The sequence below is a fragment of the Halomonas ramblicola genome, from assembly GCF_030409215.1.
In the GTDB taxonomy this organism is placed as follows: Bacteria; Pseudomonadota; Gammaproteobacteria; order Pseudomonadales; family Halomonadaceae; genus Halomonas; species Halomonas ramblicola.
This window is the reverse complement of the sequence record NZ_JAUFPL010000032.1, coordinates 383,643-409,994: the sequence shown is the minus strand read 5'-3', so window position 1 is coordinate 409,994 and position 26,352 is coordinate 383,643. Positions and strand designations below refer to the sequence as shown.

The 26,352-nt window shown below is 67.6% G+C and carries 23 protein-coding genes and 1 pseudogene; 14 read left to right on the top strand and 10 right to left on the bottom strand.

Annotated features, from left to right (window positions below):
• The first annotated feature begins 250 nt into the window (after positions 1 to 250).
• From QWY80_RS15970 to iadA, 7 genes are all read left to right on the top strand, one after another.
• A complete protein-coding gene (locus QWY80_RS15970; protein ID WP_290233605.1) occupies positions 251 to 2,191 on the top strand; it encodes a histidine kinase in 1,941 nt (646 codons plus the stop codon).
• Positions 2,188 to 2,853, top strand: a complete 666-nt coding sequence (gene narL / locus QWY80_RS15965) for a two-component system response regulator NarL (RefSeq protein ID WP_290233604.1) — start codon at positions 2,188 to 2,190, stop codon at positions 2,851 to 2,853. Before QWY80_RS15970 ends, narL begins: the two co-directional genes overlap by 4 nt.
• Positions 2,854 to 3,292: 439 nt before the next feature.
• Positions 3,293 to 4,924 (top strand): MFS transporter, encoded by a 1,632-nt coding sequence (locus QWY80_RS15960; protein ID WP_290233600.1) that lies wholly within the window; start codon positions 3,293 to 3,295, stop codon positions 4,922 to 4,924.
• Between the two features lie 66 nt (positions 4,925 to 4,990).
• Complete coding sequence (locus QWY80_RS15955) at positions 4,991 to 6,259, top strand: MFS transporter (protein ID WP_290233597.1); 1,269 nt, start codon at positions 4,991 to 4,993, stop codon at positions 6,257 to 6,259.
• A gap of 223 nt (positions 6,260 to 6,482) precedes the next feature.
• Positions 6,483 to 7,331, top strand: a complete 849-nt coding sequence (locus tag QWY80_RS15950; protein ID WP_290233594.1) for a cyanophycinase — start codon at positions 6,483 to 6,485, stop codon at positions 7,329 to 7,331.
• Complete coding sequence (cphA, locus tag QWY80_RS15945) at positions 7,328 to 9,958, top strand: cyanophycin synthetase (protein WP_290233592.1); 2,631 nt, start codon at positions 7,328 to 7,330, stop codon at positions 9,956 to 9,958. The genes QWY80_RS15950 and cphA overlap by 4 nt, the downstream gene beginning before the upstream one ends.
• Positions 9,955 to 11,130 carry a beta-aspartyl-peptidase gene (gene iadA / locus QWY80_RS15940; RefSeq protein ID WP_290233589.1) on the top strand — a complete coding sequence of 392 codons (1,176 nt, stop codon included), beginning with the start codon at positions 9,955 to 9,957 and terminating at the stop codon, positions 11,128 to 11,130. The genes cphA and iadA overlap by 4 nt, the downstream gene beginning before the upstream one ends.
• Positions 11,131 to 11,220: 90 nt before the next feature.
• On the opposite strand, the gene QWY80_RS15935 is transcribed toward iadA, so the two are convergent.
• The 3 genes from QWY80_RS15935 to QWY80_RS15925 are packed head-to-tail and all read right to left on the bottom strand — an operon-like array spanning position 11,221 to position 13,220.
• A complete protein-coding gene (locus QWY80_RS15935) occupies positions 11,221 to 11,541 on the bottom strand; it encodes a carboxymuconolactone decarboxylase family protein (RefSeq protein ID WP_290233586.1) in 321 nt (106 codons plus the stop codon).
• Positions 11,542 to 11,595: 54 nt separating this feature from the next.
• Positions 11,596 to 11,991, bottom strand: a complete 396-nt coding sequence (locus QWY80_RS15930; RefSeq protein ID WP_435389375.1) for a SirB2 family protein — start codon at positions 11,989 to 11,991, stop codon at positions 11,596 to 11,598.
• A gap of 20 nt (positions 11,992 to 12,011) precedes the next feature.
• Complete coding sequence (locus QWY80_RS15925) at positions 12,012 to 13,220, bottom strand: NnrS family protein (protein ID WP_290233583.1); 1,209 nt, start codon at positions 13,218 to 13,220, stop codon at positions 12,012 to 12,014.
• A 621-nt stretch (positions 13,221 to 13,841) separates the two neighbouring features.
• Between QWY80_RS15925 and QWY80_RS15920 the strand changes: the two genes are divergently transcribed.
• On the top strand, positions 13,842 to 14,408 hold the full coding sequence (locus QWY80_RS15920) for a YIP1 family protein (protein WP_290233580.1): 567 nt from the start codon (positions 13,842 to 13,844) through the stop codon (positions 14,406 to 14,408).
• 92 nt (positions 14,409 to 14,500) lie between these two features.
• On the top strand, positions 14,501 to 15,670 hold the full coding sequence (hmpA, locus tag QWY80_RS15915; RefSeq protein ID WP_290233577.1) for an NO-inducible flavohemoprotein: 1,170 nt from the start codon (positions 14,501 to 14,503) through the stop codon (positions 15,668 to 15,670).
• Between the two features lie 76 nt (positions 15,671 to 15,746).
• Here the strand turns inward: hmpA and QWY80_RS15910 are convergent, their stop codons facing one another.
• The 4 genes from QWY80_RS15910 to norR all read right to left on the bottom strand — a co-directional run bounded on the left by QWY80_RS15910 (position 15,747) and on the right by norR (position 18,854).
• The gene (locus QWY80_RS15910; protein WP_290234185.1) at positions 15,747 to 16,451 is read right to left on the bottom strand and encodes a succinate dehydrogenase iron-sulfur subunit; all 705 of its coding nucleotides are present in this window, start codon (positions 16,449 to 16,451) and stop codon (positions 15,747 to 15,749) included.
• A gap of 100 nt (positions 16,452 to 16,551) precedes the next feature.
• The gene (locus tag QWY80_RS15905; protein WP_290233573.1) at positions 16,552 to 16,785 is read right to left on the bottom strand and encodes a transmembrane sensor/regulator PpyR; all 234 of its coding nucleotides are present in this window, start codon (positions 16,783 to 16,785) and stop codon (positions 16,552 to 16,554) included.
• 45 nt (positions 16,786 to 16,830) lie between these two features.
• The gene (locus QWY80_RS15900) at positions 16,831 to 17,163 is read right to left on the bottom strand and encodes a hexameric tyrosine-coordinated heme protein (protein ID WP_290233569.1); all 333 of its coding nucleotides are present in this window, start codon (positions 17,161 to 17,163) and stop codon (positions 16,831 to 16,833) included.
• 164 nt (positions 17,164 to 17,327) lie between these two features.
• Positions 17,328 to 18,854 carry a nitric oxide reductase transcriptional regulator NorR gene (gene norR / locus QWY80_RS15895; RefSeq protein ID WP_290233566.1) on the bottom strand — a complete coding sequence of 509 codons (1,527 nt, stop codon included), beginning with the start codon at positions 18,852 to 18,854 and terminating at the stop codon, positions 17,328 to 17,330.
• A 156-nt stretch (positions 18,855 to 19,010) separates the two neighbouring features.
• Here norR and ytfE point away from each other — a divergent pair, with 156 nt between their 5' ends.
• Both ytfE and QWY80_RS15885 read left to right on the top strand, forming a co-directional pair.
• Entirely contained in the window at positions 19,011 to 19,667 is a 657-nt protein-coding gene (gene ytfE / locus QWY80_RS15890) for an iron-sulfur cluster repair protein YtfE (protein WP_290233563.1), read from the top strand.
• A gap of 59 nt (positions 19,668 to 19,726) precedes the next feature.
• Positions 19,727 to 20,341, top strand: a complete 615-nt coding sequence (locus tag QWY80_RS15885) for a hemerythrin domain-containing protein (protein WP_290233559.1) — start codon at positions 19,727 to 19,729, stop codon at positions 20,339 to 20,341.
• A 68-nt stretch (positions 20,342 to 20,409) separates the two neighbouring features.
• Here the strand turns inward: QWY80_RS15885 and QWY80_RS15880 are convergent, their stop codons facing one another.
• On the bottom strand, positions 20,410 to 20,838 hold the full coding sequence (locus QWY80_RS15880; RefSeq protein ID WP_290233557.1) for a globin: 429 nt from the start codon (positions 20,836 to 20,838) through the stop codon (positions 20,410 to 20,412).
• 202 nt (positions 20,839 to 21,040) lie between these two features.
• Here QWY80_RS15880 and QWY80_RS15875 point away from each other — a divergent pair.
• From QWY80_RS15875 to QWY80_RS15865, 3 genes and pseudogenes are all read left to right on the top strand, one after another.
• Positions 21,041 to 21,217, top strand: a pseudogene (locus QWY80_RS15875) (U32 family peptidase); the annotation flags it as partial.
• Between the two features lie 55 nt (positions 21,218 to 21,272).
• The gene (locus QWY80_RS15870) at positions 21,273 to 21,578 is read left to right on the top strand and encodes a nucleotidyltransferase domain-containing protein (RefSeq protein ID WP_290233554.1); all 306 of its coding nucleotides are present in this window, start codon (positions 21,273 to 21,275) and stop codon (positions 21,576 to 21,578) included.
• Complete coding sequence (locus tag QWY80_RS15865; protein ID WP_290233550.1) at positions 21,575 to 22,054, top strand: hypothetical protein; 480 nt, start codon at positions 21,575 to 21,577, stop codon at positions 22,052 to 22,054. The genes QWY80_RS15870 and QWY80_RS15865 overlap by 4 nt, the downstream gene beginning before the upstream one ends.
• Positions 22,055 to 22,141: 87 nt before the next feature.
• Here QWY80_RS15865 and QWY80_RS15860 read toward each other — a convergent pair whose 3' ends face one another.
• Together QWY80_RS15860 and QWY80_RS15855 are read right to left on the bottom strand one after the other, a co-directional pair.
• A complete protein-coding gene (locus QWY80_RS15860) occupies positions 22,142 to 22,882 on the bottom strand; it encodes a ribonucleoside-diphosphate reductase (RefSeq protein WP_290233548.1) in 741 nt (246 codons plus the stop codon).
• A 51-nt stretch (positions 22,883 to 22,933) separates the two neighbouring features.
• Entirely contained in the window at positions 22,934 to 26,176 is a 3,243-nt protein-coding gene (locus QWY80_RS15855; protein WP_290233546.1) for a ribonucleotide reductase barrel domain-containing protein, read from the bottom strand.
• Positions 26,177 to 26,352 lie beyond the last annotated feature (176 nt).

Genomic DNA, 26,352 nt, shown 5'->3' with positions numbered 1-26,352 from the left:
CATAAACCGGCCCGCTACCTCCTAGGGGATAGGCCCGCCATTCGGGAGGGATAGCACCTGGGGACGATCGCCTCCGGAGGGATCCGAGTCGGGAGCGAAGGCGGCGGGCAGCATGGGCAAGAGCGCTTGACGACGGGGTCCCGAGAGTCTCGGCAGCGGCCGCCTCGCGGTCAAAGGGGCATAGGGGGTACCTGTTCTACCTCCATGGGTGTAGTAGACTGACCCTGGAGACCGACGAGACCCCGACGCCATGAAACTGCTGCAACACTCCCTGGTGGCGCGCATCGTCGCCTCGCTGCTGGCGATCAGCGCCCTGGCGCTGATCAGCATCGTGGTGACCATGACCCTGGCCGGCGGTAACCGCGGCGATGCCGCCGCCATCAATCTGGCCGGTTCGCTGCGCATGAACACCTACCAGGTCGTCGCCGCCCTGCAGCGCCACGAGCAGCAGCCCGGCGAGGCCAGCCGCGAACGCGTGGCGACCCTGGGCGAGCGCCTCGGCGAGCGCTTGAGCGACCCCGAGCTCACCGCCGCCCTGCCCGAGGCCACGGACCATCCCCTGCAACGCCAGCACCGCCGGATCCTCGCGCGCTGGGAGACGACCCTGGCCCCCCGACTGGACGCGGCGCTGGCCGGGAACGATACCGCCGGCACGCCCCTGGAGGCGGAGCTGGACGCGCTGGTGGGCGAGATCGACGGCCTGGTGACCTTGCTGGAGGAGAACAGCGAGTCGAAGATCCGCCTGCTCGGCGCCCTGCAGCTCATCCTCCTGGCGCTGACCGCCGTGGTGCTGAGCATCGCCCTCTACGACATCCGCCATAACCTGGTGGTGCCGCTGCGCCAGCTGGTGGTGCTGGCCCGGGAGGCGGCGCGGCGTAACTTCGGCTATCGCACGCGGCTTACCGGCAACGACGAGCTGGCCCTGCTGGGGCGCACCTTCGACACCATGGCCGAGGAGCTGGCCAGCAGCTATGCCGAGCTGGAGGAGCGGGTGTCGCGCAAGCAGGCGGAACTCGAGCGCAGCAACCGGGCCATGCAGGTGATGCACGACGGCAGCCGGGCACTCTACGGCGGCGGCAACGACCTCTGCGCCAGCGCCGCCCCCATGCTGCGCCGCCTCGAGCAGTTACTGGAGATCGGCCCCATCCGCCTGTCGCTCAACGACCCCCTCGACGACCGCCAGATTCCCATCCTGGCCACTCACTCGGCACGCCGCCCCGACTACTGCCGCGACCACGACTGCCACGCCTGCCTGATCGACCCCCACCCCCTGCGGCTGCAGGAGACCGAACAGGGCGAGTGCGTGCTGCTGCCGGTGAGCGTGGGCGAGCTGATGCTGGGGACCCTGGAGGTCTGGTACCCCAGGGGGCGGCCGCTGTCGAACAGCGTGCGCCGCCTGCTCAACGCCCTGGCCGACCAGTTGGCCACCGCCGTCTACCTGCAGCGGCGCATCGAGGAGCAGCAGCAGGTCTCGCTGATGAACGAGCGCACCATCATCGCCCGGGAGCTGCACGACTCCCTGGCCCAGTCGCTCTCCTACCTGAAGATGCAGGTGGCGCGCCTGGAACGCATGCAGGCCAAGGGCCTGCCCCCCGAGACCCAGGCCTCGGTCTGCGCGGAGCTGCGCACCGGGCTCGACAGCGCCTATCGCCAGCTGCGCGAGTTGCTGACCACCTTCCGCCTGAGGCTCGAGGGGCCGGGGCTGGCCACCGCCCTGCGCCAGACGGTGCAGGAGTTCAGCGAGCGGCTGGGCAGCGAGATCGCCCTGGCGGTGGACCTGCCCCCCCACCTGCTCAACCCCAACGAGGAGATCCATGTGCTGCAGGTGGTGCGCGAGGCGCTGGCCAATGTCCACAAGCACGCCCAGGCCCACTGGGCCGCGGTATCGGTGCGCTTCGCCCAGGCCCGCCTGCGGGTCACCATCGAGGACGACGGCATCGGCCTCGAAGACGACAGCTCGCCGCCCATGCACTACGGCCTGGTGATCATGCGCGACCGCGCCGACACCCTGGGCGGCCACCTGACGCTGGGCAATCGCGCCCAGGGCGGCACCCGGGTCGAGCTGGTCTTCACGCCCCAGACCGCCCGGCTCATCCAGACACACGTCGGCGGCGACGTCGAGGCGCCCGACGCCCCGGCCACCGCCACCATCGCCACCGATCGACAAGGCAAGAGGGACCACGCCGGATGACCGACACCACCCATGAGACCCCCGCCAGCATCCTGATCATCGACGACCATCCGCTGCTGCGCCGCGGCGTCACCCAACTGCTGGAGCTGGAGGACGACCTGGTGCTGGCCGGTGAGACCGGCGAACCGGCGGAGGGGGTCCGGCTGGCCCGGGAGCTCGACCCCGACCTGGTGCTGCTCGACCTCAACATGCCCGGCATGAACGGCATCGAGACCCTGAAGCGGCTGCGCGACGACGGCTTCGCCGGGCGCATCGTGATCTTCACCGTCTCCGACAACGAGGAGGACGTGGTGGACGCCCTCCAGGCCGGGGCCGACGGCTACCTGCTCAAGGACATGGACCCGGACGAGATGGTCCGCCAGCTGCGCCAGGCGACCCTGGGGCGCATGGTGATCAGCGAGAGCCTCACCGCCCTGCTCGCCGAGGCGCTGCGCCACCAGCGCAGCAAGCCGGCCGCCCCGGACATCCACAGCCTGACCCAGCGCGAGCGCGAGATCCTCGGCGAGCTGGCCGCCGGCCTCTCCAACAAGATGATCGCCCGCAAGCTGGACATCACCGAGGGCACGGTGAAGGTGCACGTCAAGCACCTGCTCAAGAAGCTCAACCTGCGCTCGCGGGTGGAGGCGGCGGTGTGGGCCGTGCAGGAGGGCCTCGACCGGTAGGAAACCTCGCTTCACTGCTGCGCTCGATATCCCGCCCGCCGGCGATGCTCGCAGTCCTCATTGAGCCACCAGTCAACTCCGGCTGCTGCGCTTCGGCGGCGGGCGGCCTCTCTTCGCTCGCGACGTGAATCGAGGCTTCCTACAGGCATGAAGTGAACGCTAGCAATGGCGGTGCGGTGTGGATACCTCCAAAGACCTCCGCTCTCCGCGCCGCCCTTCCCCCCGCCCCGGCGACGCGGAAAAACCCCTTCCCGATCAAGCGGATACTCTCCTACCCCGGCTACCTCCATGGAGGTAGCCGGTTGATTTCCCGGCATTTTCCGGCATTTCCCCCCGCCGAGGCCGGGCGTATCTTTCGCCCCAAAGCGTCGCGCATTGATGTCGATCAAGCAGCCTTCGGCGGTCGATGCGCCTGTCAGCACTCAAGGGGGAAGCCGAGATGGCGAATTCGAACCTGGACGTCGGCCGTCACCGGGCGTCACACGCCCGCAGCGCCGATATCGACCACTGGGACGTCGAGGACACGGCGTTCTGGGAACGGAAAGGCAAGGCCGTCGCCACCCGCAACCTGTGGATCTCCATCCCCAGCCTGCTGCTGGGCTTCGCGGTGTGGATGATGTGGGGCATGATCACCACCCAGATGCAGAACCTGGGCTTCCCCTTCTCCGTCGACCAGCTTTTCACCCTCACTGCCATCGCCGGCCTCTCGGGGGCCACCCTGCGCATCCCGGCCTCCTTCATGATCCGCATCGCCGGCGGGCGCAACACCATCTTCCTGACCACGGCCCTGCTGATGGTGCCGGCGGCGGGCACCGGCATCGCCCTGATGAACCCCGAGACGCCCTTCTGGGTCTTTCAGGCCCTGGCGCTGCTCTCGGGGATCGGCGGCGGCAACTTCGCCTGCTCGATGAGCAACATCTCCAGCTTCTTCCCCCGACAGCAGCAGGGCTATGCCCTGGGTATGAACGCCGGGCTGGGCAACTTCGGCGTCACCACCATGCAGATCCTGGTGCCGCTGGTGATGACTGTGGGGATCTTCGGCGCCCTGGCCGGCGGCCCCATGGAGCTCACGAGCGCCAGCGGCACCCTGATCGGCCGCATCGAGGCGGGCACCGATGCCTGGATCCAGAACGCCGGCTTCGTGTGGCTGGTGTTCCTGGTGCCGCTGGCCTTCGCCGGCTGGTTCGGCATGAACAACCTGCGCCCCATCACCCCCAACCCGGGCCGCCCCGTACAGGCCTTCGGCAAGATCCTGGGGCTCTACGGCGTGGGCGTGTTGACCTCGGTGGTGGGCGTCGTCGCGCTGGGCTGGCTGAGCATGTGGCTCGCCCTGCCGCTGACCATCCTGCTGACCCTGGGCCTGCTGCGCCTGCTGCCGGGGGACATCCGGCCGGCCATCCAGAAGCAGTTCGGCATCTTCTCCAACAAGCACACCTGGTCGATGACGGTGCTCTACATCCTCACCTTCGGCTCCTTCATTGGCTTCTCGGCGGCCCTGCCGCTCTCCATCAACGTCATCTTCGGGAACATGATGGAGGTGGCCGCCGACGGCAGCGTGACGCGCGTGGCCAACCCCGACGCCCCCAGCGCCCTGACCTGGTCGTGGATGGGCGCCTTCGTCGGCGCCCTGATCCGTCCCGTCGGCGGCTGGATCTCCGACAAGGTGGGCGGCGCCATCGTCACCCAGCTCATCTCCGCGGTGATGGTCATCGCCTCGGTGGCCACCGGCTACGTGATGATGCTGGCCTACAACGCCACCGACCCCAACCAGTACTTCTGGCTCTTCCTGGCGCTGTTCATCGTGCTGTTCGCCGCCAGCGGCATCGGCAACGGCTCCACCTTCCGCAGCATCGGGGTGATCTTCGACGCCCAGCAGAAGGGCCCGGTGCTGGGCTGGACCTCGGCGGTGGCCGCCTACGGCGCCTTCATCGCCCCGCGGGTGATGGGCGACCAGATCAAGGCCGGTACCCCGGAACTCGCCATGTACGGCTTCGCGGTCTTCTACGCGCTCTGCCTGGTGGTCAACTGGTGGTTCTACCTGCGCCCCGGCGCCTACGTGAAGAATCCCTGACCCCGATCCGTCCGGGGCGGCCGTGCCGCCCCACCGACCCCACTTCCATGGCAAGAGGGAACCGAGATGGCCTCCCATCGCTTCAAGCAGACGTCGGTCCTGGTGGCCAACACCTTCGCCTTCACCATGTGCTTCATGGTGTGGACCATGTTCGGCGAGATCGGCGTGCCCATCGCCGAGCAGCTCGACCTCAACGGCACCCAGTTCGGCATCCTCACCGCGGTGCCCATCCTCACCGGTGCGCTGATGCGGCTGCCGCTGGGCGCACTGACCGACCGCTTCGGCGGCCGCCCGGTGTTCTTCATCGTGCTGGTCTGCGTGGTGCCGGCCATCTGGCTAGTGCAGTTCGCCACCCAGTACTGGCAGCTGCTGGTGCTGGGCGCCTTCATCGGCCTGGCCGGCGGCGCCTTCTCGGTGGGCATCACCTACACCGCCAAGTGGTTCGAGCGGGACCGACAGGGCCTGGCCATGGGCATCTTCGGCGCCGGCAACGCCGGGGCGGCGGTGACCAAATACATCGCCCCCACGGCCATCGTGGTGCTGGGCTGGCAGGCGGTACCCAACATCTATGCGGCGATCATGCTGGTCACCGCCATCCTGTTCTGGTTCTTCACCTATACCGATCCCGCCCACCGCAGCACCAAACGGGTCTCGCTGCGCGAGCAGGCCAGGGTGCTCAATGACCCGCGGGTGTGGAAGTACTGCCAGTACTACTCGGTGGTGTTCGGCGGCTACGTGGGGGTCTCGCTGTGGCTGACCCGCTACTACATGAACGAGTACGGCATGGGCATCCAGTTGGCAGCGCTGATCGCCACCATCTTCGTGCTGCCCTCCGGGGTGATCCGTGCCTTCGGCGGCTGGCTCTCCGACCGCTTCGGCGCCCACACCGTCACCTGGGGCTGCATGTGGGCCAGCCTGATCGCGTTGTTCATCATGTCCTACCCGGAGACCCACTACCGCGTGGCGGCGGCCGGCGGTGACGGCGTGGTGGAGTTCGGCTTCGGCATTCCCATCTGGCTGTTCACCGCGGCGCTCTTCGTGGTGGGCATTGCCTGGGGCATCGGCAAGGCCTCGGTGTTCAAGTACCTCTCCAACGAGTACCACGAGAACCTCGGCCTGGTCTCCGGCATCGTCGGCCTGGCCGGCGGCGTGGGGGGCTTCCTGCTGCCGATCATGTTCGGTGCCCTGGTCGACCTCACCGGGGTGGCCACCACGGTGTGGATGCTGTGCTTCGGCGTGACCCTGGTCTCGATCATCTGGATGTGGTGGACCGAGCGCCGGGCACCCATGCTGACCCGCGACGAGCGGCACCCGGCGCGCCCCGCCGAGGCTTGATCCAGGCCAGGGAAATGCCGTCCGTCTCACGATTACAGTGGCATCTGATATGCATTATTCGGCCGGTCCTCGGGGCCGCCCGAGCCAGCGAGAACGTGCCCCGCGTCGGGATGACTGTTATAAGTGAAAGTGCAGGCGGCAAGCATCCTGCCATTCGGCAAGTGACTCACGCGAACGTGGCTTCTGCGTTTGCTCAAGAGCGTCGCTGGGCGACGAACAGGTTATGGCTTCCCAACACCCCGTGGCACCTGGCCGCATCGTGGCCATCGGCGGAGCAGAGGACAGGACCTCCGATCTCGAGATCCTGAGACAGGTCTTTGCCCTGGCCCCCGAGGGCTATGGTGAGGTCGCCGTCATCGCCACGGCGAGCAGCATTCCCGACGAGGTACTGCCCGACTACGAAGCGGCCTTCTCTCGCCTGGGCGCCAGCCGCGTCCACTCCCTGGGCATCCGCGACCGCCGCCAGGCGGCCGCGGCCGACACCGTACGCCTGATCGAGCAGAGCGGCGTCATCTTCCTCACCGGCGGTGACCAGCTCCGCCTGACCAACGTGATGGGCGGCTCGGCGACCCTGATGGCCATCCGCAACCGCTTGAAGGAGGGCGCGGTGGTGGCCGGGACCAGTGCCGGCGCGGCGGCCATGCCGAGCACCATGATCTACAACGGCGCCGCCGCCGATGCCCTGCGCAAGGGCGCCGTCAACATGACCTTCGGCCTCGGACTCGTCGAAGGCTTGATCATCGACAGCCACTTCCTCGAGCGCGGACGATTCACGCGCCTGATGGAGGTCGGGGCGACCAACCCGGAGTACCTGGGCGTGGGGCTGGGCGAGGATGCCGCGGTGATCATTCATCCGAACCGGGTTCTCGAAGCCATCGGCCCGGGCCATGTCATCCTCATCGACAGCCGCGACCTGGCGAGCTCGAACATCGCCGATCTGGCGATGGGAGAGGCGGTGGCCATCGAGCACCTGATCCTGCATGCGCTGGTCAGCGGTCACGGCTTCGATATCGAGGCGCGTCGCTATCTTGCCGCGGACGCGCTCGTCACCACCCTGGCAGATCTCCGATGAATATCCTCGAACACCGGGCCCTGCGGGGCCCGAACTACTACAGCCGCTACCTGGCCATCTTCCTGCGGCTGGACATCGGCGAACTCGAGGAACGGCCCAGCGATACCGTCCCCGGCATCGTCGAACGCCTCCTCGGGTTACTGCCCAGCCTGCAGGAGCACCGTTGCTCGGTCGGCCGACCCGGCGGCTTCGTGGAGCGACTGGAACGCGGAACCTGGGCCGGCCACGTCGTCGAGCACGTGGCGATCGAACTCCAGAACCTGATCGGCTTCTCGGTCGGCTACGGCAAGACCATCGACAGCTACGAGCCCGGGATCTACAACGTCGTCTACCGCTATCGGGACGAAGCCTGTGGTCTGGCGGCCGGTGTCGAGGCCGTCGAGCTGGTCACCCGGCTGTTCCATGGCGGCGAGATCGACATGCCGGCGATCATCGACCGCCTCAAGACAGTGCGCGATGCCCACATGCTGGGCCCCTCCACCGCCTCGATCGTGGCGGCCGCCGAGCGGCGTGGCATTCCCCACATCCGCTTGAGTGACGAGAACAGCTACATCCAGTTGGGTCACGGCCACCGCCAGCAGCGGATCCAGGCGACGGTGACCGGCCATACGGACCTGATCGGCTACGGCATCGCCGACGACAAGGCCTGGACGAAGCAGGTGCTCGGCGATGCCGGCATTCCGGTTCCCCACGGCCGGGTCTGCGCCGGCGTCGATGAAGCCCTCGACGCCGCCCGCGACATCGGCTATCCCGTCGTGGTGAAACCGCTGATCGGCAACCACGGCCGCGGCGTGAGCACCAACATCGATGATGACCAGGCCCTGCGCGAGGCCTTCGGCATCGCCTCCCACCGCAACCCCGCGGTGATCGTCGAGCAGTACATCGAGGGCGAGGACCATCGCCTGCTGGTCATCGACAGCAAGTTGGTGGCCGCCGCCAGGCGACGACCGGCCCATGTGATCGGCGATGGGGTCACCACGCTGCAGGCCCTGGTCGACAGGGAAAACCAGGACCCGCGTCGCGGCGTCGGGCACGAGAACCTGCTCACGCAGATACAGCTGGACGAGCAGTCGCAGCGGCTGATCGACCAGCAGAACCTGACCCTGCAGAGCGTGATTCCAAAGAACGAGATCGTCTATCTGAAGCCCACGGCGAACTTGAGCACCGGAGGCACGGCCACGGACGTGACCGACGACGTCCACCCGGAGGTACGCTACGCGGCGGAGCGAATCGCGCGCCTGGTCGGGCTCGATATCATCGGCATCGACCTGCTGGCCGAGACCCTGACCCGGCCACTGGAGGAGCAGTCCGCCGCGGTGGTCGAGGTCAATGCCGGGCCCGGTTTTCGCATGCACCTGTCGCCCACCCACGGCAACGGCCGCGATGTCGGCCAGCATGTGATCGACATGCTGTTCCCGGACAGCGAGACCGACGCCCGCATTCCCATCGTTGCGGTCACCGGGACCAACGGCAAGACGACCACGGTGCGCCTGCTCTCGCATCTGCTGCGCCAGGCGGGACGCAATGTCGGCATGGCCTGTACCGGCGCCATCGAGATCGACAACCATGTCATCATGCGCGGCGACTACAGTGGCCCCCAGGCGGCGGCCATCGTGCTGCGCGAACCCACGGTCGAATACGCCGTGCTCGAAGTGGCCCGCGGCGGCATCATGCGCCGTGGCCTCGGGTTCGACGAGTGCGACGTCGGGGTGCTGCTCAATATCGCCAGCGACCACCTGGGCGAGCATGACATCCATACCCTCGACGAGCTGGCGCGCTGCAAGACCGTGGTGATCGACGCCGTGCGCCAAGGCGGTACGGCCGTGCTCAATGCCGATGACCCCCGGGTGCTGGCCGCCCAGGAATGGGCCCGGGGCGATATCATCTTCTTCACCCTGGACCCCGATTCCCGCCCCATCCGTCAGCATGTTCGCGATCACGGCGTCGCCTTCACGGTCCACGATGAGCGCATCGTGATGCGTCAGGGCCATGTCGAGGCCGAGGTGATCCCGGTGGTGGACGTGCCGATCACCTTCGAGGGACACGCCCACTTCAATGTCGCCAATGCCCTGGCCGCCAGCGCGGGCGCCTATGCCCTGGGGCTCTCCATCGCCGATATCCAGATGGGCCTGCGGACCTTCCATCCCACCCCCGGACAGAATCCCGGCCGCACCAACCTCATCGATGCCGACGGCATGAAGGTGTTGATCGACTACGGGCACAACGTGCCCGCGCTCGAGGCCCTCAGCGAGCTGGTGAGCTGTATCCCGGCGCGACGACGCCTCAGCGTGGCCAGCGCGCCCGGCAATCGCCGCGACGAGGACCTGTTCAGCCTCGGCACGCTGCTCGCCCGGATGCACGATGTCGTCTACATCTACGAGACCGACGCCCGCGATCGTGCCATCGGCGAGGCCGCTGGCCTGTTGCGCGACGGCGCCGAGTCGATGGGCGCCTGCCGGGTGGAAGTCGTCCTGGAGGAGGCCCACGCCGTCGACCGGGCCTTCGACGAGGCCGGCGAAGGTGACCTGCTGGTGTTGCTGATCGACGATGTCGAGGGCGCCATCGATCGCCTGAAGGGCCGCCGCTTCGCGCCGGCGGCGACTGACCCCAACGGTGAGTCACCATGATGCCCCTCGATGCGCGGGACGCCCCCCTGCTGACCCTGCTGCGCGTGGGTCGCATCTTCGCCCCGGAACCCCTCGAGGCCACCGACCTGCTGATCGCGGACGGACGGATCGCGGTACTGGGGCGCGACCTCACCGTACCGGAAGGATGGCCCGTACGCCTGGTGGAGGCGCGCGACCTCACCGCCGTGCCCGCCTTTATCGACCAGCACGTGCATGCGACCGGTGGCGGCGGCGAGGGCGGCTGCGGTACCCGCTGCCCGGCGATCACCGCCCGGGAGATCGCCGCCATGGGGATCGGCACCGTGGTGGGGGTGCTGGGCACCGATGGCATCAGCCGCTCGCCGGCGGACCTGCTGGCCAAGGTGCGTGGGCTCAAGGCCGAGGGCATCGCGGCCTATATGTACACGGGGTCGTATCGCGTGCCGCCACCGACCCTCACCGGCGACGTGCAGCGCGACCTGGCCTGGATCCCCGAGGTCATCGGCCTGGGCGAGCTGGCCATCTCCGATCATCGCTCCAGCCAGCCCCGCCAGGACGAGATCGCGCGGCTGGTCAGCGAGGCGCGCGTCGGCGGCATGCTGGCCGGCAAGCGCGGCATCTGCCACTTCCATGTCGGCGACGGACAGCGGGGGCTCGAGCCACTGCGCCGGCTGCTCGCGGAGACCGAGATTCCCGCCGAGCAGGTGATCCCCACCCACGTGAACCGCCACCGTGCCCTGCTCGAGGAGGCCGCCGACTATGCGCTGGCCTTCGCCGCCAGCGTGGATGTGACCGCCTTCGACGATCCCGGCGAGGAGGGCCTCTCCGGCTTCGAGGCGGTGTCGCGGCTGCTCGCGCGCGGCGTGCCGGTGCCCCGTATCACCATGAGCTCCGACTGCAACGGCAGCCTGCCCGAGTTCGATGCCCAGGGTAACTACATCGGCATGCGGGTGGCGCGCAACACCGCCCTGATTGCGGACTGGCAGCGCCTGGTCCGCGAGGAGGTGTTGCCACTCGATCAGGCCCTGGGCCTGATCTCGGGCCACGTGGCCCGGGTGCTGGGACTGCATGACCGCAAGGGCCGCCTGGCCGTCGGTTTCGATGCCGACGTGACCCTGCTCGACGGCGACCTCCAGCCGCAACAAACCTTCGTGGCAGGGAAGCGGCTCTACGCCAGGGACGTCCCGGCGTAGACACCTCGGGTACGACAAACGGTTCCCTAGCGAAGTCCCTCGTGCCCGGATGGCGGCGTCGCCCGTGCCCACGCCGCCCGGAACACCGGGTCAGCGCCCCTCGGTGATGTCCTCGATCCAGGTCAGGGCGGCGACCCCGGCGGGGAGCCCGATGGTGGGAATCGCCAGCATGGCCACCTGCTTGAGGGCCTCGGGCTCGACCCCCTCACGCAGGGCGCGGCGCATATGGGAGTGCACGGCGCCCTCGGAGCCGGCCCCTACCGCCAGGGCGAGCTTGACCAGGCGGCGCGTGCGGGCATCCAGGGGGCCGCTCTCGGAGCAGGCCTTGCCGAGACGCGAGAAGGCGTCCCAGACCTCGGGGTAGTCCGTCGCGACCTTGCCGGCACCGGAAGGCAGATCTTGTTGGCTCATGGCTGGCTCCTCATCGACGCTGGGACCCTCAGTATAGGAGAGGGAGCGCCCCTGTCAGGCGCCGGCCAGCCAGGAGAGCGGACTGTGGCGGATCGCCGCGCCGAGCATGTAGGTGAAGGTGGCCACCGCCGCGAGCGCCGCCACGCCACGCACCGCCGGCGTGCGGCCGCGCTTGATGGCCAGGGTCCCCAGGCCGATGTAGGCCACCAGGGCGATCAGCTTGGCGGCCAGCCAGGGGTGCTGATGGGGCCACATCGAGAGCATCACCATCAGGGTCACGCCCAGCGCCAGCAGCAGGGTGTCGACCAGGTGCGGGACCACCTTCACCCAGCGCGCCTGGAGGATCGGCGAGGCGCGCACCGACCAGAAGGCGCGCAGCACGAACAGCGCCAGGCTCAGGCCGGCGGCGGTCATATGCAGGTGCTTGATCGGCAGGTAGTAATCCAGCATGGCTTGCTCCTTGCTTCGGACTAGCCATCCTGGCCGTCGACGCGGGGCGACAGCAGTGGCCCCGTGTAGTGGACCAGGAAGATGCCATAGGCCAGGCACCAGAAGAGGATGCCCAGGTTGTAGGTCCAGTGGGTGATCTGCGGCACCAGGGCCAGCAGCGGGGCGCGTAGCAGCGCGGCGGCGACCATCAGGGCAAGCGCCACGCCGATGCCCGGCAGGGTGCGGATGGGCCGGCCGGTATGCCCCAACGAGACCCGCGACATCATCGCCAGCATCATGGTGCCCATGCCGCCCACGGTCAGGGCATGCACCGCCAGCTCCGCACGCCAGGCGCCGAGCAGCGCCAGGGCCCACATGGCCAGACCCAGGGGGATGGAGGCATAACTGAGATGCAGCCCCCACAGCAGCGGCTCGCGCCAGCTGGCCAGGCCATGCCAGCGCGCCATGCGCACGGCATTGGCCAGCGCCGCCAGGGCCATCAGCCCGGCCAGCGGCCCGGCGGGCAGCGCCACGCCCAGCATCACCAGCAGCTGGGCCAGCACCACGGCCATGACGCTGCCCAGGGAAAGGAATTCCAGTGCCCGGATCGGCGCCCGGCGGCCCAGCCCCAGGCGGTTGGCGGTGAACATGGCGATCACCCGGCCGCCCACCACCACCATCAACAGGGTGATCAACAGCACCGCCAGGTAGGCGGCCTGGCGAATCAGCACGGCGTCGCCGTCGATCACTCCCAGGTGCATGGCCAGGTTGGCCAGGGTCAGCAGCCCGAGCGCGGGGAGGAAGATCAGGTTGCGCCAGCGCCTGGCGGCGATCACCCGACGCGCCATCACCACGCCCACCGCGGGCAGGAAGACCAGGTCGACCAGCGCCGGCAGCCAGGCGGGCAGACCCATGGGGAAGGCCATCAGGATACGCGCCGCCAGCCACAGGGCGACCAGGGCCAGCAGTGGGCCGCCCCGGAGGCTCGGCAGGCCGGTCCAGTTCTGCACCGCGGTGAGCAGGAAGCCCGCCACCACCGCGGCGGCAAAGCCGAACAGCATCTCGTGCTGGTGCCAGAACATCAGCCCGCCCTGGGGACGCAGCAGGATGCCGCCGTGCCAGAAGGCCAGCCATACCCCCATCGAGGCCACGCCGAACAGCGCGGCCAGCAGGAAGAAGGGGCGGAAGGCGAGGCGCGCCACCGGCAGGCGCGCCAGGCGGACGGGAGTCAGGGAGGAGGTGTAGGACATGGTGGTGATACCCGAATGAAACGCCTGGGGATCACCATTCTGCGCCACCCGCCCCGCAGGAATCCATGACAGGCATCAAGAATGCCTCTTTTATCGCCGACGCACCCGCAGGGGGACCTCGGCATAGCCGCCGGCGGGTCCATGGCATTGGGCACCGACAGGTGCCGGCTCGCCGCGTTGCTGAAGGTCTCGTGGTCCTCCAGCACGCGCCTCACGTCCGCGTGGCGGAACAACGACCACTGCAGGTAGTCGCTGAAGGCGACGGGACAGCGCCGGCGCATGGCGTCGTAGGCGGCGATCTGGTCGGCCTGGACGTCCCCGGTACGGGGATCCCAGTCCTGATGGGGCGTCTCGCTCATCATGCCTCCTTGATCGACGACAGGAGCCGGCACCGTCGGCGCGCCCCGTGTCGAGTCGATGGCGGTTCAGGTGAGCCGCCATTCGAGCACGGGTCGGCATCGCTTCCCTTGATGCCGATCAGTCGCGCCGCGAATTCTGCGCCGTGTCGCCGTCGGGGATGGCCCCGAGGCCGCAGAAGCACTATTTTGATTACATCTTCCAACGTCACGGCGCCGCCCATCGGGGATCGCCGCCGGCCCGTCCCCCCGAAGGAGTGCTCCCATGAAGATCGCCTCGGTCGTCCTCCTGCCCTTCACCCGCCGCGCGGGGTGGAAGGAGCTACAGCGGCACAAGCCCTCCATCCCCACCCTGGCGTGGTGTCTGGTGCTGCCCATGTCGCTGCTGCCGCCGGTGCTGCTCTACTATGCCGGCAGCCACTACGGGGATGACTTCGTTGCCGGCTTCGGCGAGCGCCAGTGGCGTTTCATCACCACCATCCTGTTTCTCGCCGAGCTGCTCACCTTCTTCGTCATGGGCTGGCTGATCCATGCCGTGGTCAACGCCACCCGCGAGCTGTCGATCGACTACCACGACGCCTACCTGCTGGCAGCCCTGGCACCGCTGCCGCTGTGGTCCTCGGCGATCGTCCTGCTGATCCCCAGCCTGCTGCTCAACGCCCTGGCGGTGCTGATGGCGCTGGGCATCTCCTGCAGCCTGGTCTATCACGGCCTGCAGGCACTCTGCGAGCGGCGCGACAACGACGTGACCGCCATGTCGGTCACCTACACCATCATGGCCGCCGGGGTGTTGGCCTGGGGACTGCTGATGGCCATCGTCTGGGCCTACTGACCCCTGCGACATCCGGTAGCAGCATCAGGGGTGGCATCGACAGGCATTAAGATGTATTTTTTTTGCATCTTAAATCGATACGGAGCCATGCCATGCTGACCCAGGAGCAGGAACGCCTGATCGAGGCCACCGCCCCCGTGGTGGCCGAGCACCTCGAGGCCATCACCCAGCGCTTCTACCCGCTGATGTTCGCCCGCTACCCGGAGGTCAAGCCGCTGTTCAACCAGGCCCACCAGGCCGACGGCGGCCAGCCCCGGGTACTCGCCGCGGCGGTGCTCGCCTATGTGCAGCTGCGCCACGACCGCGAAAAGGTGCGCGAGACCCTGGCCACGGTGGTCAGCAAGCACGTCTCCCTGGACATCCGCCCCGAGCAGTACCCCATCGTCGGCGAGTGCCTGATGGCGGCCATCGGCGAGGTACTGGGCGATGCCGTGACCCCGGAGATCGCCGCCGCCTGGCAGGGCGTCTACGAGGAGCTGGCCGGCCTGCTGATCGAGCTGGAGGAGCACCACTACCGGGCGTTCGAACGCCGCCCCGGCGGCTGGCGCGGCCCCCGCGAGTTCCGCATCGCCGCCATGCGCCAGGAGAGCGCGGTGATCCGCTCCTTCGTGCTGGAGCCGGTAGATGGCGGCCCGGTGGCCGATCATGCGCCCGGCCAGTACATCGGCGTGAGGCTGAGCGTCGATGGCGAACCGCTCTATCGTCACTACAGCCTCTCGGACCTGCCCAACGGCAGGCACTACCGCATCTCGGTGAAGCGCGAACCCGAGGGTCGCGCCAGCCGCCACCTGCACGATGCCATGACGGTGGGCGACATTCTGGAACTGCTGCCGCCGGCCGGCGACCTGACCCTGGCCGAGGGCGAGGAGCCGCTGCTGCTGGCCAGCGGCGGCGTCGGCCAGACGCCGATGCTGCCGATCGCCCGCCAGGCCCTGGCCCAAGGCCGTCGCGTGGTCTACCTGCACGCCGCCCTGGACGCCGAGCACCACGCCTTCCGCGACGAGGTGGCGGCGCTGGCCGCCGAGCATCCGCAGCGGCTGCAGGCGGTGAGCGTGCACGAACGCGGCGACGACGCCGACCACAACGGCCGCGTCGACCGCGAGCTGCTGGCACGGCTGCTGCCGGAAGGGGCTCGCTGCTACTTCGTCGGCCCCCAGGGCTTCATGAGCGCCGTGGACCGGGCGCTGGCCGAACTGGGCGTGCCCGACGAACGTCGCCACTACGAGCACTTCGGCCCCTCGCGCCCGCTCGACGCGGCCTGAGGTCCTTCAACTGCTCACCAGGCCACGCCCCGGCATCACCGGGGCGTCCTCGTCTGCAGGCCAGCGCGATCCCCTCTCAGCTGCCTCGCGCCAGCAGCATCGCCTTGATTTGGCCGATGGCGCGCATCGGATTGAGCCCCTTGGGGCAGACCCAGGTGCAGTTGGCGATCTGCCGGCAGCGGAACACGCTGAAGGGGTCGTCGAGCTCGGCGAGCCGCTCGTCGGTGGCGGTGTCCCGGCTGTCGATCAGGAACCGATAGGCCTGGATCAGCCCAGCCGGGCCGATGTACTTGTCCGGATTCCACCACCAGGAGGGACAGGCCGAACTGCAGCAGGCACACAGGATGCATTCGTAGAGGCCATCGAGTTTCTCGCGATCCTCGGGGCTCTGCAGGCGTTCCCTGGCGGAGGGCGGCGCATCGTTGATCAGCCAGGGGCGGATCTTCTCGAACTGGCGGAAGAACAGCGCCTGGTCCACCACCAGGTCGCGGATCACCGGCATGCCCGGCAGCGGCCGCAGGATCAGGGTATCGGAGGTTCCCAGCGCCTCGCTCACCGGGGTGATGCAGGCCAGGCCGTTCCTGCCGTTGATGTTCATGCCATCGGAGCCGCACACCCCCTCCCGGCAGGAGCGCCGATAGGTGAGGGTGTCATCCCGCTGCTTCAGGTGCTCGAGGACGTCGAGCACCATCGCCTTGCGGAAGCGCTCCTCCACCTCCAGCGTCTCGAGTCGCGGCACGGCGTCCTGTTCGGGATGATAGCGATAGAGCCGCACCTTGATCATGACGCCTCTCCTTAAGAGCCGGGCCCAGGGGCAACGCCAGGCGACGAGGCCACCAGGATGCCAACATCCGTGGCCGGCGGTGACCTGGTCCGCCGGCTCAGTAGGCCAAGTGCAACCGGTGACGGGCATAGATGCGCATCACATAGCCAAACTTGATCAGCGTCGGGCCAGCAATGACCAGCAGGTGAGCCAGCACCTGCAGCGACAACGACAGTCGAGTGTCTACGACATAGCCGCCGAGCACGCCCAGCACCAGCAAGCATAGCCCAGTGAGCATCACAGCATTGCCACAGACATGGGTGCGATACGCATCTCGGAACAGTTCAAGCATGGTGGTCCCTCCCGTCATTCACCAAGCACTCGCTCTCAGGCAGGGTTACTCCCGCCAATAATCGTTGGCCGCAGCCACGGTCTGGAAATGCGTGGCGATCACCTGTGAGGCCGCGGTCAGGCTGTCGGGATCTTCCGCATACTCGGGACGCAGGTCCTGGCGCACCTCGGCATCAGGCTGGGTGGTCGCCACCCCCTTCTGGGCCAGGGTCACCGCCAGGGCGAAGCCTTCCTGCGGCGTCTCGGTGATCAGGCTAGGCAGCCAACTGTCGTCACTGGCCATCTCGTGGTCGTCCGCCATGGTTACGCCGGCCGGCAGTAGAAGCGCGGCCACCACCAGGGGGGCGGCAAGGCGCCAGGCGCGCGGGTGAAATGGCATGGAACCTCCTAGGCCAATAACATTCATTGAAAATACATCTTAATGGTAGCCGAGGAGAGGCTGCCGTCAAGGCAGCCCGTGTTCCCATGGGAAAGCCGGTTCGGACAGGCACTGGGCGGATCCAGGCCCGAGCATCGGGCGCGCCCCGCCCCGGGCACCGCGGGCTACTTGATCCCCAACCGCCGGGCGATCTTGTGCAGGTTGCTGGGATCCACCTCCAGGCGCCGGGCCGCGGCCGCCCAGCTGCCTTCGCAAGCCGTCAGGGCCTCGCGGATCGCCGCCCGCTGGGCCTGCTCGACCCGATCGCGCAGCGGCAGCGGCGCCGCGGCCGCCGGCTCGGACGGTGTGCCGGAACCGCTATCATCGGCCCGCTCCGGCACGGGCAGGTCGAGCCACTCGGGTAGCAGGGTGACGATATCGTCGCGCCGCGCTCCCCGCGTGAGCGCCTTGATCGCCGCGCGGCTGATCACATGCTCCAGCTCACGCACGTTGCCCGGCCAGGCATAGGCCAACAGTGCCGCCTCGGCTTCCGGCGCGAGGCGCAGGCTGCGCACTCCCAGACGAACGCGGTTGATCTCCAGGAAGTGCCCCGCCAGCACCAGGACGTCACTGCCCCGCTCGCGCAGCGGCGGGATGGCCACCGGATAGACCGACAGCCGGTGATAGAGGTCGGGGCGAAAGCTGCCCTCGCGCACCGCTTCGGCCAGGCGACGATTGGTCGCGGCGATGATGCGGACATCGACACGGCGCGGCATGTCCTCGCCCAGTCGCTGCACCTCGCCCTCCTGCAGGGCGCGCAGCAGCTTGGCCTGGACCGGCAGCGACAGCTCCCCCACCTCGTCGAGCAGCAGGGTGCCGCCGTCGGCCGCCTCGAAGCGCCCGGCCCGCGCGGCGCTGGCGCCGGAGAAGGCCCCCTTCACGTGACCGAACAGCTCGCTCTCGGCCAGCGACTCGGGCAGCGCGGCGCAGTTGACCTGCACCAGCGGCGCCGCATGGCGAGCCGAGCGGCGATGCAGCCGCCGCGCGAACAGCTCCTTGCCGACGCCGGTCTCGCCGCTCAGCAGCACCGGCAGATCGGATTGCGCCACCACGTCCAGCTCCCGCAACAGCTGCCGCAGCACCGCGCTGTGACCGAGGATCTCGCGGGTTTCGAGCGGCGCCTGGGCCAGGCCGGCATCCTCGCGGGTCATGCGCAGGGCCCGCAGATCGTGCTCCAGCCGGCTGACGCGTACCGCCGCTTCGATGAGGAGGGCATAGCGCTCCAGCGCCGCCCGGTCGTCGCCATCGAAGGTTCCCGCCTCCAGCGCATCCAAGGTCAGCACGCCCCAGGGCTCGCCCTCGACGTGCAGGCTGATGCCCATGCAGTCGTGCACGTGCAGCGGCTGACCGGGCTGCTGCTCCACCAGGCCGTCATAGGGGTCGGGCAGACGGACGTCCGGCGGGAATAGGGTGGTGCGTCGGCTGGCGAGGATGGTCGACAGGCGCGGATGCTGGGCCAACTCGAAGCGCCGGCCCAGCGCCTCGCGCACCAGCCCCTCCACCGCCACCGGTACCAGGGCATCCTCTTCCAGGCGCAGCAGGCAGACGGCACCGCAGCGAAAGCCCTCGCGCAGGGTGCGCACCAGGCGCTGCAGGCGCACGGCGCTGGGCAGGTCGGCGACCAGGTCCGCCAGCAGGGTCTCGTCCAGCATGGTGATCGCCACCCTCCTGGGTCCAAAGCACCCTGACAGCATGGGGTATTTTTCACCCTGACACCACCCGGGGCCCGTCACCCGGTGGCCGAAAAGCTGGCATGTGCCTTGCTAAGAGAGGGGTGAATCCATCCTTCACCCACGAGGAGTACTGCCATGAGCCTGCTGGAACAGACCGTTGGCCGCACCGCCCTGACCCTGCCCGGTGCGACCCGGGTCTTCCGCGACCACCACATCGACTTCTGCTGCGGCGGCCGCATCAGCCTGCGCGAGGCCGCCGAACGCGTTGGCCTGAGTCCCGAGGCGTTGGTGGCCCAGCTCGAGGCCCTGCCGCAGGGCGAGCACGAGGCGCGTGACTGGCAGGCGGCCAGCAACGCCGAACTGATCGACCATATCCTGACTCGCTACCACGACGTGCACCGCCAGCAGCTGCCCGAACTGCTGCGCATGGCGCAACGGGTGGAGCAGGTCCACGGCAGCCGCGACACCTGCCCCAATGGCCTGGCCGACCTGCTGGCCGAGCTCTATCAGGAGATGGAGAGCCATATGCAAAAGGAGGAGCAGATCCTCTTCCCGCTGCTGCGCCGGGGCGCGGGCACCCAGGTCCAGGGCCCCATCGCGGTGATGCGCCAGGAACACGACGACCACGGTGAACACCTCGAGCGCCTCGCCGCCCTGACCGACGACATCACCCCACCCAAGGGTGCCTGCACCACCTGGCGCGCCCTCTACACCGGGCTACGTGAGTTCCGCGACGACCTGATGCAGCACATCCACCTGGAGAACAACCTGCTGTTCGAACGCGCCGGCTGAACGCCGGCCATACCCACGACGGTGCGTCGCCCCGGCGGCGACGCGCCGGGGAGGTCACCATGAGAGCCATCGTCCTCGAACGCCTGCATGCCGACCACCATCGCTATCAGGCGCTGATCTGCATCCTCGACCGCCAGCTGCATATCGCCGCCTGCGACGAGATTCCCGACTACCGCCTGCTGGCCCGCCTCTTCCACTACCTGACCCATCAACCCGAGGAGTGGCACCACCGGGTGGAGGATCGGCTGTTCGCCCGTCTCGCCGCACGCCTTCCCGAGAGCCGCGAGCTCCTCGAGGTGCTCACCGAGGAGCATCGCCGCATCGCTCGCTACGGCCGGGAGCTGGAGGAGAGGATGCAACACGCGGACGCCACCCCCGAGGAAGGCCTGGATCTCAACGTCCTCAACCTGGCCCGGGCCTTCAGCGAGCTCTACCACCACCACCTGCACACTGAGGATCATCGGGCCCTGCCACTGCTCGAAGCCCACTTCCCGGCCGCCGAACTCGACGACCTGGACCTCGGCGTGTCCCTGGCCAGTCCCGCCGAAGGCAGCCCGAGCTTCCAGGAACTCTACCGGCGGATCGCCGAGAACCGCACCGGACTGCGCCTGGGCCACGACGAGCAGGCCGACTTCTGTCCGCTCTGCGACGCCAGGCCGGCCCATTCCTCCTGATCCGGCCATCAAATGAATCCACCGCATCGACCCCATGGGCGTCGCCCATGGGGGCTAATGGCATGGGTCTAATGGGAGCGGACACCCCGGTCGTAATGGAACGTCATGTAGACGATGCCCGGCGTCATCACCAGTCGCCATGCCAGTTCCACCTCGTCATCGAACTGCGCGTCGAAGGCGCGAACCGTGTCGATCAGGCTCTCGAGCCAGAGGTCATAGAGCGACGGGGAGATGTCGAGGTACGCGCGACTGTGACTGATCGCCACCTCCTGCAGATAGTAGTCGGCATGGCTCGAGGCATAGAAGGCCAGCAGATGGTAGAAGGCCTTCTTGAGCATGACCTGCTGTCGCGCCATGTCGGTATGGCGAAACTTCGTCGCCACCTCCGGGGAGGCGGCGAGGAAGCGCTCATAGAAGGCCTCGAAGAACCCCTGTCCCTCGAGCTCCCGGCTCAGTACCCGCACGTAACTCGCATCGAAGAGGCGTTCGATGTCCATGACCACACCACCTGCTGGTGAGCATGCCTGACACAAGCCTAGGCCAGAGGATCGCGTCAGGATTCGCCGAGTGCCCCCTCGATGGTCCCGGCGTGACCTGCGTCATGCCCACCGTGAATCCCCCTTCACCATGACCCGAATCAAGGGGGCCGACGGGGCCGTCGACTAGCCTGGTCGGGTTTTCCGCAAGAGGAGGCTCGCCATGGAGCTCGTCTGCCCCGCCGGCAACCTGCCGGCCCTGAAGCGCGCCGTGGACGAAGGGGCCGATGCCGTCTATTTCGGCTTCCAGAACACCACCAACGCCCGCCGGTTCGCCGGGCTCAACTTCACCGACCGGCGCGCCCGGGAGGGCATCGACTACGCCCACGCCCGCGGCAGGCGCGACCCCGCCCTGTGCTAATCTCCTCTCATCGAACATCGATCGGGAGAGCACGATGCGGCTGACACCCCAGCAGCAACAGGTTATCCGACAGGCCGCTCGACACTGTTTCGGTCCCGGCGCGTGCGTGATCCTGTTCGGATCCCGCGCTGACGACAGCGCCCGGGGGGGGGATATCGATCTGCTGATCTCGACCGACATGACCGATGTCGAGGAGATCGTCCGTGCCGAGATCGACTTCCAGATTCGGGTTCAGCAGGCCATCGGTGAGCAGAAGATCGACCTTCTGATTGACTATCCCGGCCGGGGCGAGCATCCACCGATCTTCGAGATTGCCGAGCGCACCGGGGTCAGGCTATGAGCGATGTCATCCAGCATCAGCTGGCGGAGGCGTGGCGACAATGCCAACGTCACCTTCACCACCTGCAGCATGCGCTGGGGTCCCTGGAGGGTAAGCTCCCGCTGACGGGCCAGCAGCTTGCCTCCCTGGACGATGACTCCGTTCAGGATCTCGACCAGTTCGTACTGCGCTTCGGCAGGCTGCAGGACGCCATGGGCGCTCGGCTGCTGCCGGCCACGCTGGCCGTCCTCCAGGAGCCCTACGAGGACAGGCCGATGATCGACAAGCTGAATCGCCTGGAGAAACTGGGGTTCCTCGAGAGCGGCGATCAGTGGCAGCAGCTGAGAATCATCCGAAACCGCTTCTCGCATGACTATCCCGATGATCCCGAGAAGAATGCCGCCCTGCTCAACCTGGCCATTCGATCGGTAGACGACATCCTGGCCATCCTGAAACGCATCGAGGAGAAACTGTCGCTGCCACCGCTCGAGCAGTAGGCGTAGCACCTCTCTAATACTCACTGCCCCGGACCACTGGCGTGACCCGGGGCGGTTCTCGCGGTGCGGCCGGTCAGTGCTGCTGTATCAGCCGCACTTCGACCAGCCGCAGCCGGCGTAGCAAGTGGGGCAGCCGTCCATCATGATCAGCTCGCCGTTGCACTCCGGGCAGTGGCCCACCACGGTGGGACCGTCGCCCTTCTCAGCGGCCGCGCGCTCGGCCTTCTCGATCTCCTCGGGGGTGGGCGGCTCCCACAGGTGGCCGCTGGCCTGGCGCTTGGCGTAACGGGCCACCAGGTCCTCCACCGGCACCTGGTTGCCGTCCTGGTCGAGGAAGCCACGACGATAGAGGATCTGCTGGATCGACCAGGCGATGGCCGCCACCTCGGAGTCGTGGAACATCGGCTTGCCCCAGCGGTTCATGCCGCAGCGCACCAGGCCCTTGTCCCAGGCCACCTTGCGCAGGTCGGCCACCGCCTGGGTGACGTAGCCGCCGCGGGCGGCCAGCGACAGGCTGCGCATGGTGGCGGTGATCCACTGGTGCTCGCTGGAGAGCTGGCCGGAAGGAAAGAAGAACTCCACCGGGCGCTCGATCACCACCCGCTTGCCGTCGAGCACACCCTCCACGGGCATGAACGACACCAGCAGGTAGACCTTCTTGCGCCCCTCGGCGCCGACGTAGGAGATCTTCTCCGACACAGCCTCCAGGGTGCCCTCGGGGCGCGAGGGGATGCGCACCGTGAGCGGGTTCTCCTCAGCCAGCGGCGGCGCTTCCACCGCCTTCTTGACGCTGTAGGAAACGATCTTGGACGTGATTTCGACGGCCATCAGTAGGCTCCTTCAATACGTGTCTTCATGACGCAGAAACGGATCGAGCGGTTACCACTTTCCATAGGTGCCCTCTTTCAATGCGTCATAGAGATTGGCCGCGTTGTGCTCCTCGCCGTCGTAGATGACCTTCTCGTCGCCCTTGAGCTCCACGGTCTCGCCGTTCTCCAGCTCGAAGACGTAGGTGGTGTTCTTGAGGTCGTCCTCGCGCACCAGCACGCCCTGGAAGGCCTCCGGGTTGAAGCGGAAGGTGGTGCAGCCCTTGAGCTTGCTGGCATAGGCATCCAGGTAGAGGTCCTTGAACTCCTGGTAGGGGAACTCGGTGGGCACGTTCACCGTCTTGGAGATCGCCGAGTCGACCCAAGCCTGGGAGGCGGCCTGCACCGCCACGTGCTGCTGCGGAGTGACGGCGTCGGCGGTGATGAAGTAGTCGGGCAGGTCGCTCTCCACGGCGTCGGCGGCGATGAAGTGGCGATAGGCGGCCAGCTCGAAGGAGACCACTTCCACCTGGTCCTTGGTCTTCTTGCCGGACTGGATGACGTTGCGGAAGTAGCGGTGCGAGAACGACGGCTCGATGCCGTTGGAGGCGTTGTTGCCCAGCGACAGCGAGATGGTGCCGGTGGGCGCGATGGAGCTGTGGTGGGTGAAACGCGCGCCGTGCTCGGCGAGCGCCGCCACCAGCTCCGGCTCCACCTCGGCGACCTTCTGCATGTAGCGACTGTAGCGGGCGTGCAGGATGCGCCCGGGCACCTTGTCGCCCACCTCGTAGCCGTCCTGCTTGAGCTCGGGGCGCTCGCGCATCATCTTGGGGGTGATCTCGTAGTCCTCGGCCAGCGCGGGGGCCATGCCCTTCTCGCGGGAAAGCTCGAGGGCCTGCTTCCAGCCCTCAATGGCCAGGTTGCGACTCACCTCCTCGGTGAAGGCCAGCGACTCCGGCGAGCCGTAGGGGATCTTGAGCATGGTCAGGGTGGAGCCCAGGCCCAGGAAGCCCATGCCGTGGCGGCGCTTGGCCTCGATCTCGCGGCGCTGGCCCGCCAGCGGCAGGCTGCTGATCTCCACCACGTTGTCGAGCATGCGGGTGAAGATGGCCACCACCTGGCGATAGCGCTCCCAGTCGAAGCGCGGCTGCTTGCCGAAGGGTTCGATGACGAAGCGGGTCAGGTTCACCGACCCCAGCAGGCAGGCGCCCTCGGGCGGCAGCGGCTGCTCACCGCAGTTGTGAGCATGAAACCCGTTTGCATCAAAGGTATTGATGCCTGGCACTTGAACGTCGTAGACCGCTTCGGCGCCTGATTCTTCGTAGCCAACAACTCGGGCAACGAAACGCTCTCTATTCAGTTGGCGCTGGTACCCGTCCAGAAGAGTGTTAAGGTGAGCCTGCTTGTCACGGTCCCCGAAGCCGATACGCTCGGCAAAACGCTCGAGGTTGGCACCACTGATCACCAGTTCGTGCTGAGGCAGCGTCTCATATCCACGATGACCGCCCTTGCCATCGGGCAAGTCGCGATTGGCGGCGTGACGCCTCTCCCGATACAGCGTGGTGATGATGCCGAGACGCTGCAACATGCGCTGTACGGCTTCGAGTCGAGAAAGGTCAGACTGCGCCAGGCGAACGCTGACGCCTTTCACCTGACTCCCCTGAACTGAACCATCTGCATCGAAGAAACCACGCAGGAACCCGACATAGCCGCTCGATGAGGCCTGCTCCAGCTCGGAAGTGATCGCCTTATTGCCAGGCTGCATGCCCATCTCGACCGCCAGATTGCGCAGAGCTGCCGTCGACAGACGATACTCCTCGCGACCACTGACCTTCTGCCATCCAGAGAAGTCTGCGCGATGCGGCAGGCTCCTGGCTGCCGTTTCTGCCAAGGTCATGACGGCACGCACGCCGTCATTGATTGCACTGTCGTTGCCGTTGGCCACGGCCACCTGTGGCCAGACAGACAGGATGGCCTTGTCAGCCTTGAGCGTGCCATCGCCAACCAGCAGCCCCAGCAGATACCCCTGGGACTCATCAAGTTTGCCACCCCACTCCGGGGCATCACGATGATCATTGAGCAGTACGCGGTCACCGGCACGCAGCTCACCTGCTGCACACCACTCCGTCTCGGTGCGATAACGCGTAAAGGCCGACACACGGCGCACGCGGTGATCATAGGTCAGCTTGAGGCTGTAACCTTCAGCCGTCTTCAGCCGGATCACCGGCTTGGTCGCCGTCGGGAAGAACCCCTCCGGCCCACTCTGGTGAACCTCACCATCTACCACGACGGCAAATGGACGGCCGATAAGCTGCGCGACCTGACGAGGTCCCTCCGTGGTCTGTACCCAAGTATCCCCGGTCACACAGGGGTTGGTGGCGCGGATGTCCTCGCAGAACCAGTTGTTGTTCATCCGGTTGACCTGGTCGATCAGGATGAAGCCCGGCTCGGCGTAGTCGTAGGTGGAACGCATGATGGTGTCCCACAGCTCGCGGGCCTTGATCACCTCGACGATGCGACAGGCCACGCGCCCCTCGGCGTCGACGGTGTAGCCTTCTTCCACCACCGGCCAGTCGCGGTAGATCAGCTCGTCCTCGCCAACGTCGTCCTTCTCGCCGGGGTGCAGCGGGAAGGCCAGCGGCCAGTCGGCGTCGTTCTTCACCGCCTCCATGAACTCGTCGGTGATCAGCAGGCTGAGGTTGAACTGGCGCAGGCGGCCCGCCTCGCGCTTGGCCTCGATGAAGCTCTTCACGTCGGGATGGCCGACGTCGAAGGTGCCCATCTGGGCGCCGCGGCGGCCGCCGGCGGAGGCCACCGTGAAGCACATCTTGTCGTAGATGTCCATGAACGCCAGGGGGCCGTTGGTGCCGGCGCCGGCGCCGAACACGAAGGCGCCCTTGTGGCGCAGGGTGGAGAAGTCGTAGCCGATGCCGCAGCCCGCCTTGAGGGTCATGCCGGCGTCGACCACGGAGTCGAGGATGTCGTGCATGGAGTCGCGGATGGTGCGCGACACCGTGCAGTTGATCAGGCTCACCGCCGGCTTGTAGGCCTCGGCACCGGCGTTGGACATGATGCGCCCGGCGGGGATGGCGCCGTGCTCCAGCGCCCAGCGGAACCTGGGCAGCCACTCGTCGGCGTTGTCGCCTTCCACGTCGGCCAGGGCGCGGGCCACGCGCTCCCAGGTGGCGGCCACGTCCTCGTCGACGGGCTTGCCGTGGCGGTCCTTGAGGCGGTACTTGGCATCCCAGATGTCGCGGGAGGGGGCTTGCATCGGCACCTCGTTGGATGACTTCACTGCCTTGGTGGAAGTGCTCATTCGGACGGCTCCGGAAGAATAACGTTGTCGATAGGTTAGATGGTAGGTCGCGCCAGTCGCTCCAGGCGGACCAGCAGTTCGCCGAACGGCCCCCCGACCAGCCCCTCCTCGCGACCGTCGAGGAGGTTCTTGACCATCAGGCCCAGTTCGGTGTCGCCCTCGATCAGCTGCCAACT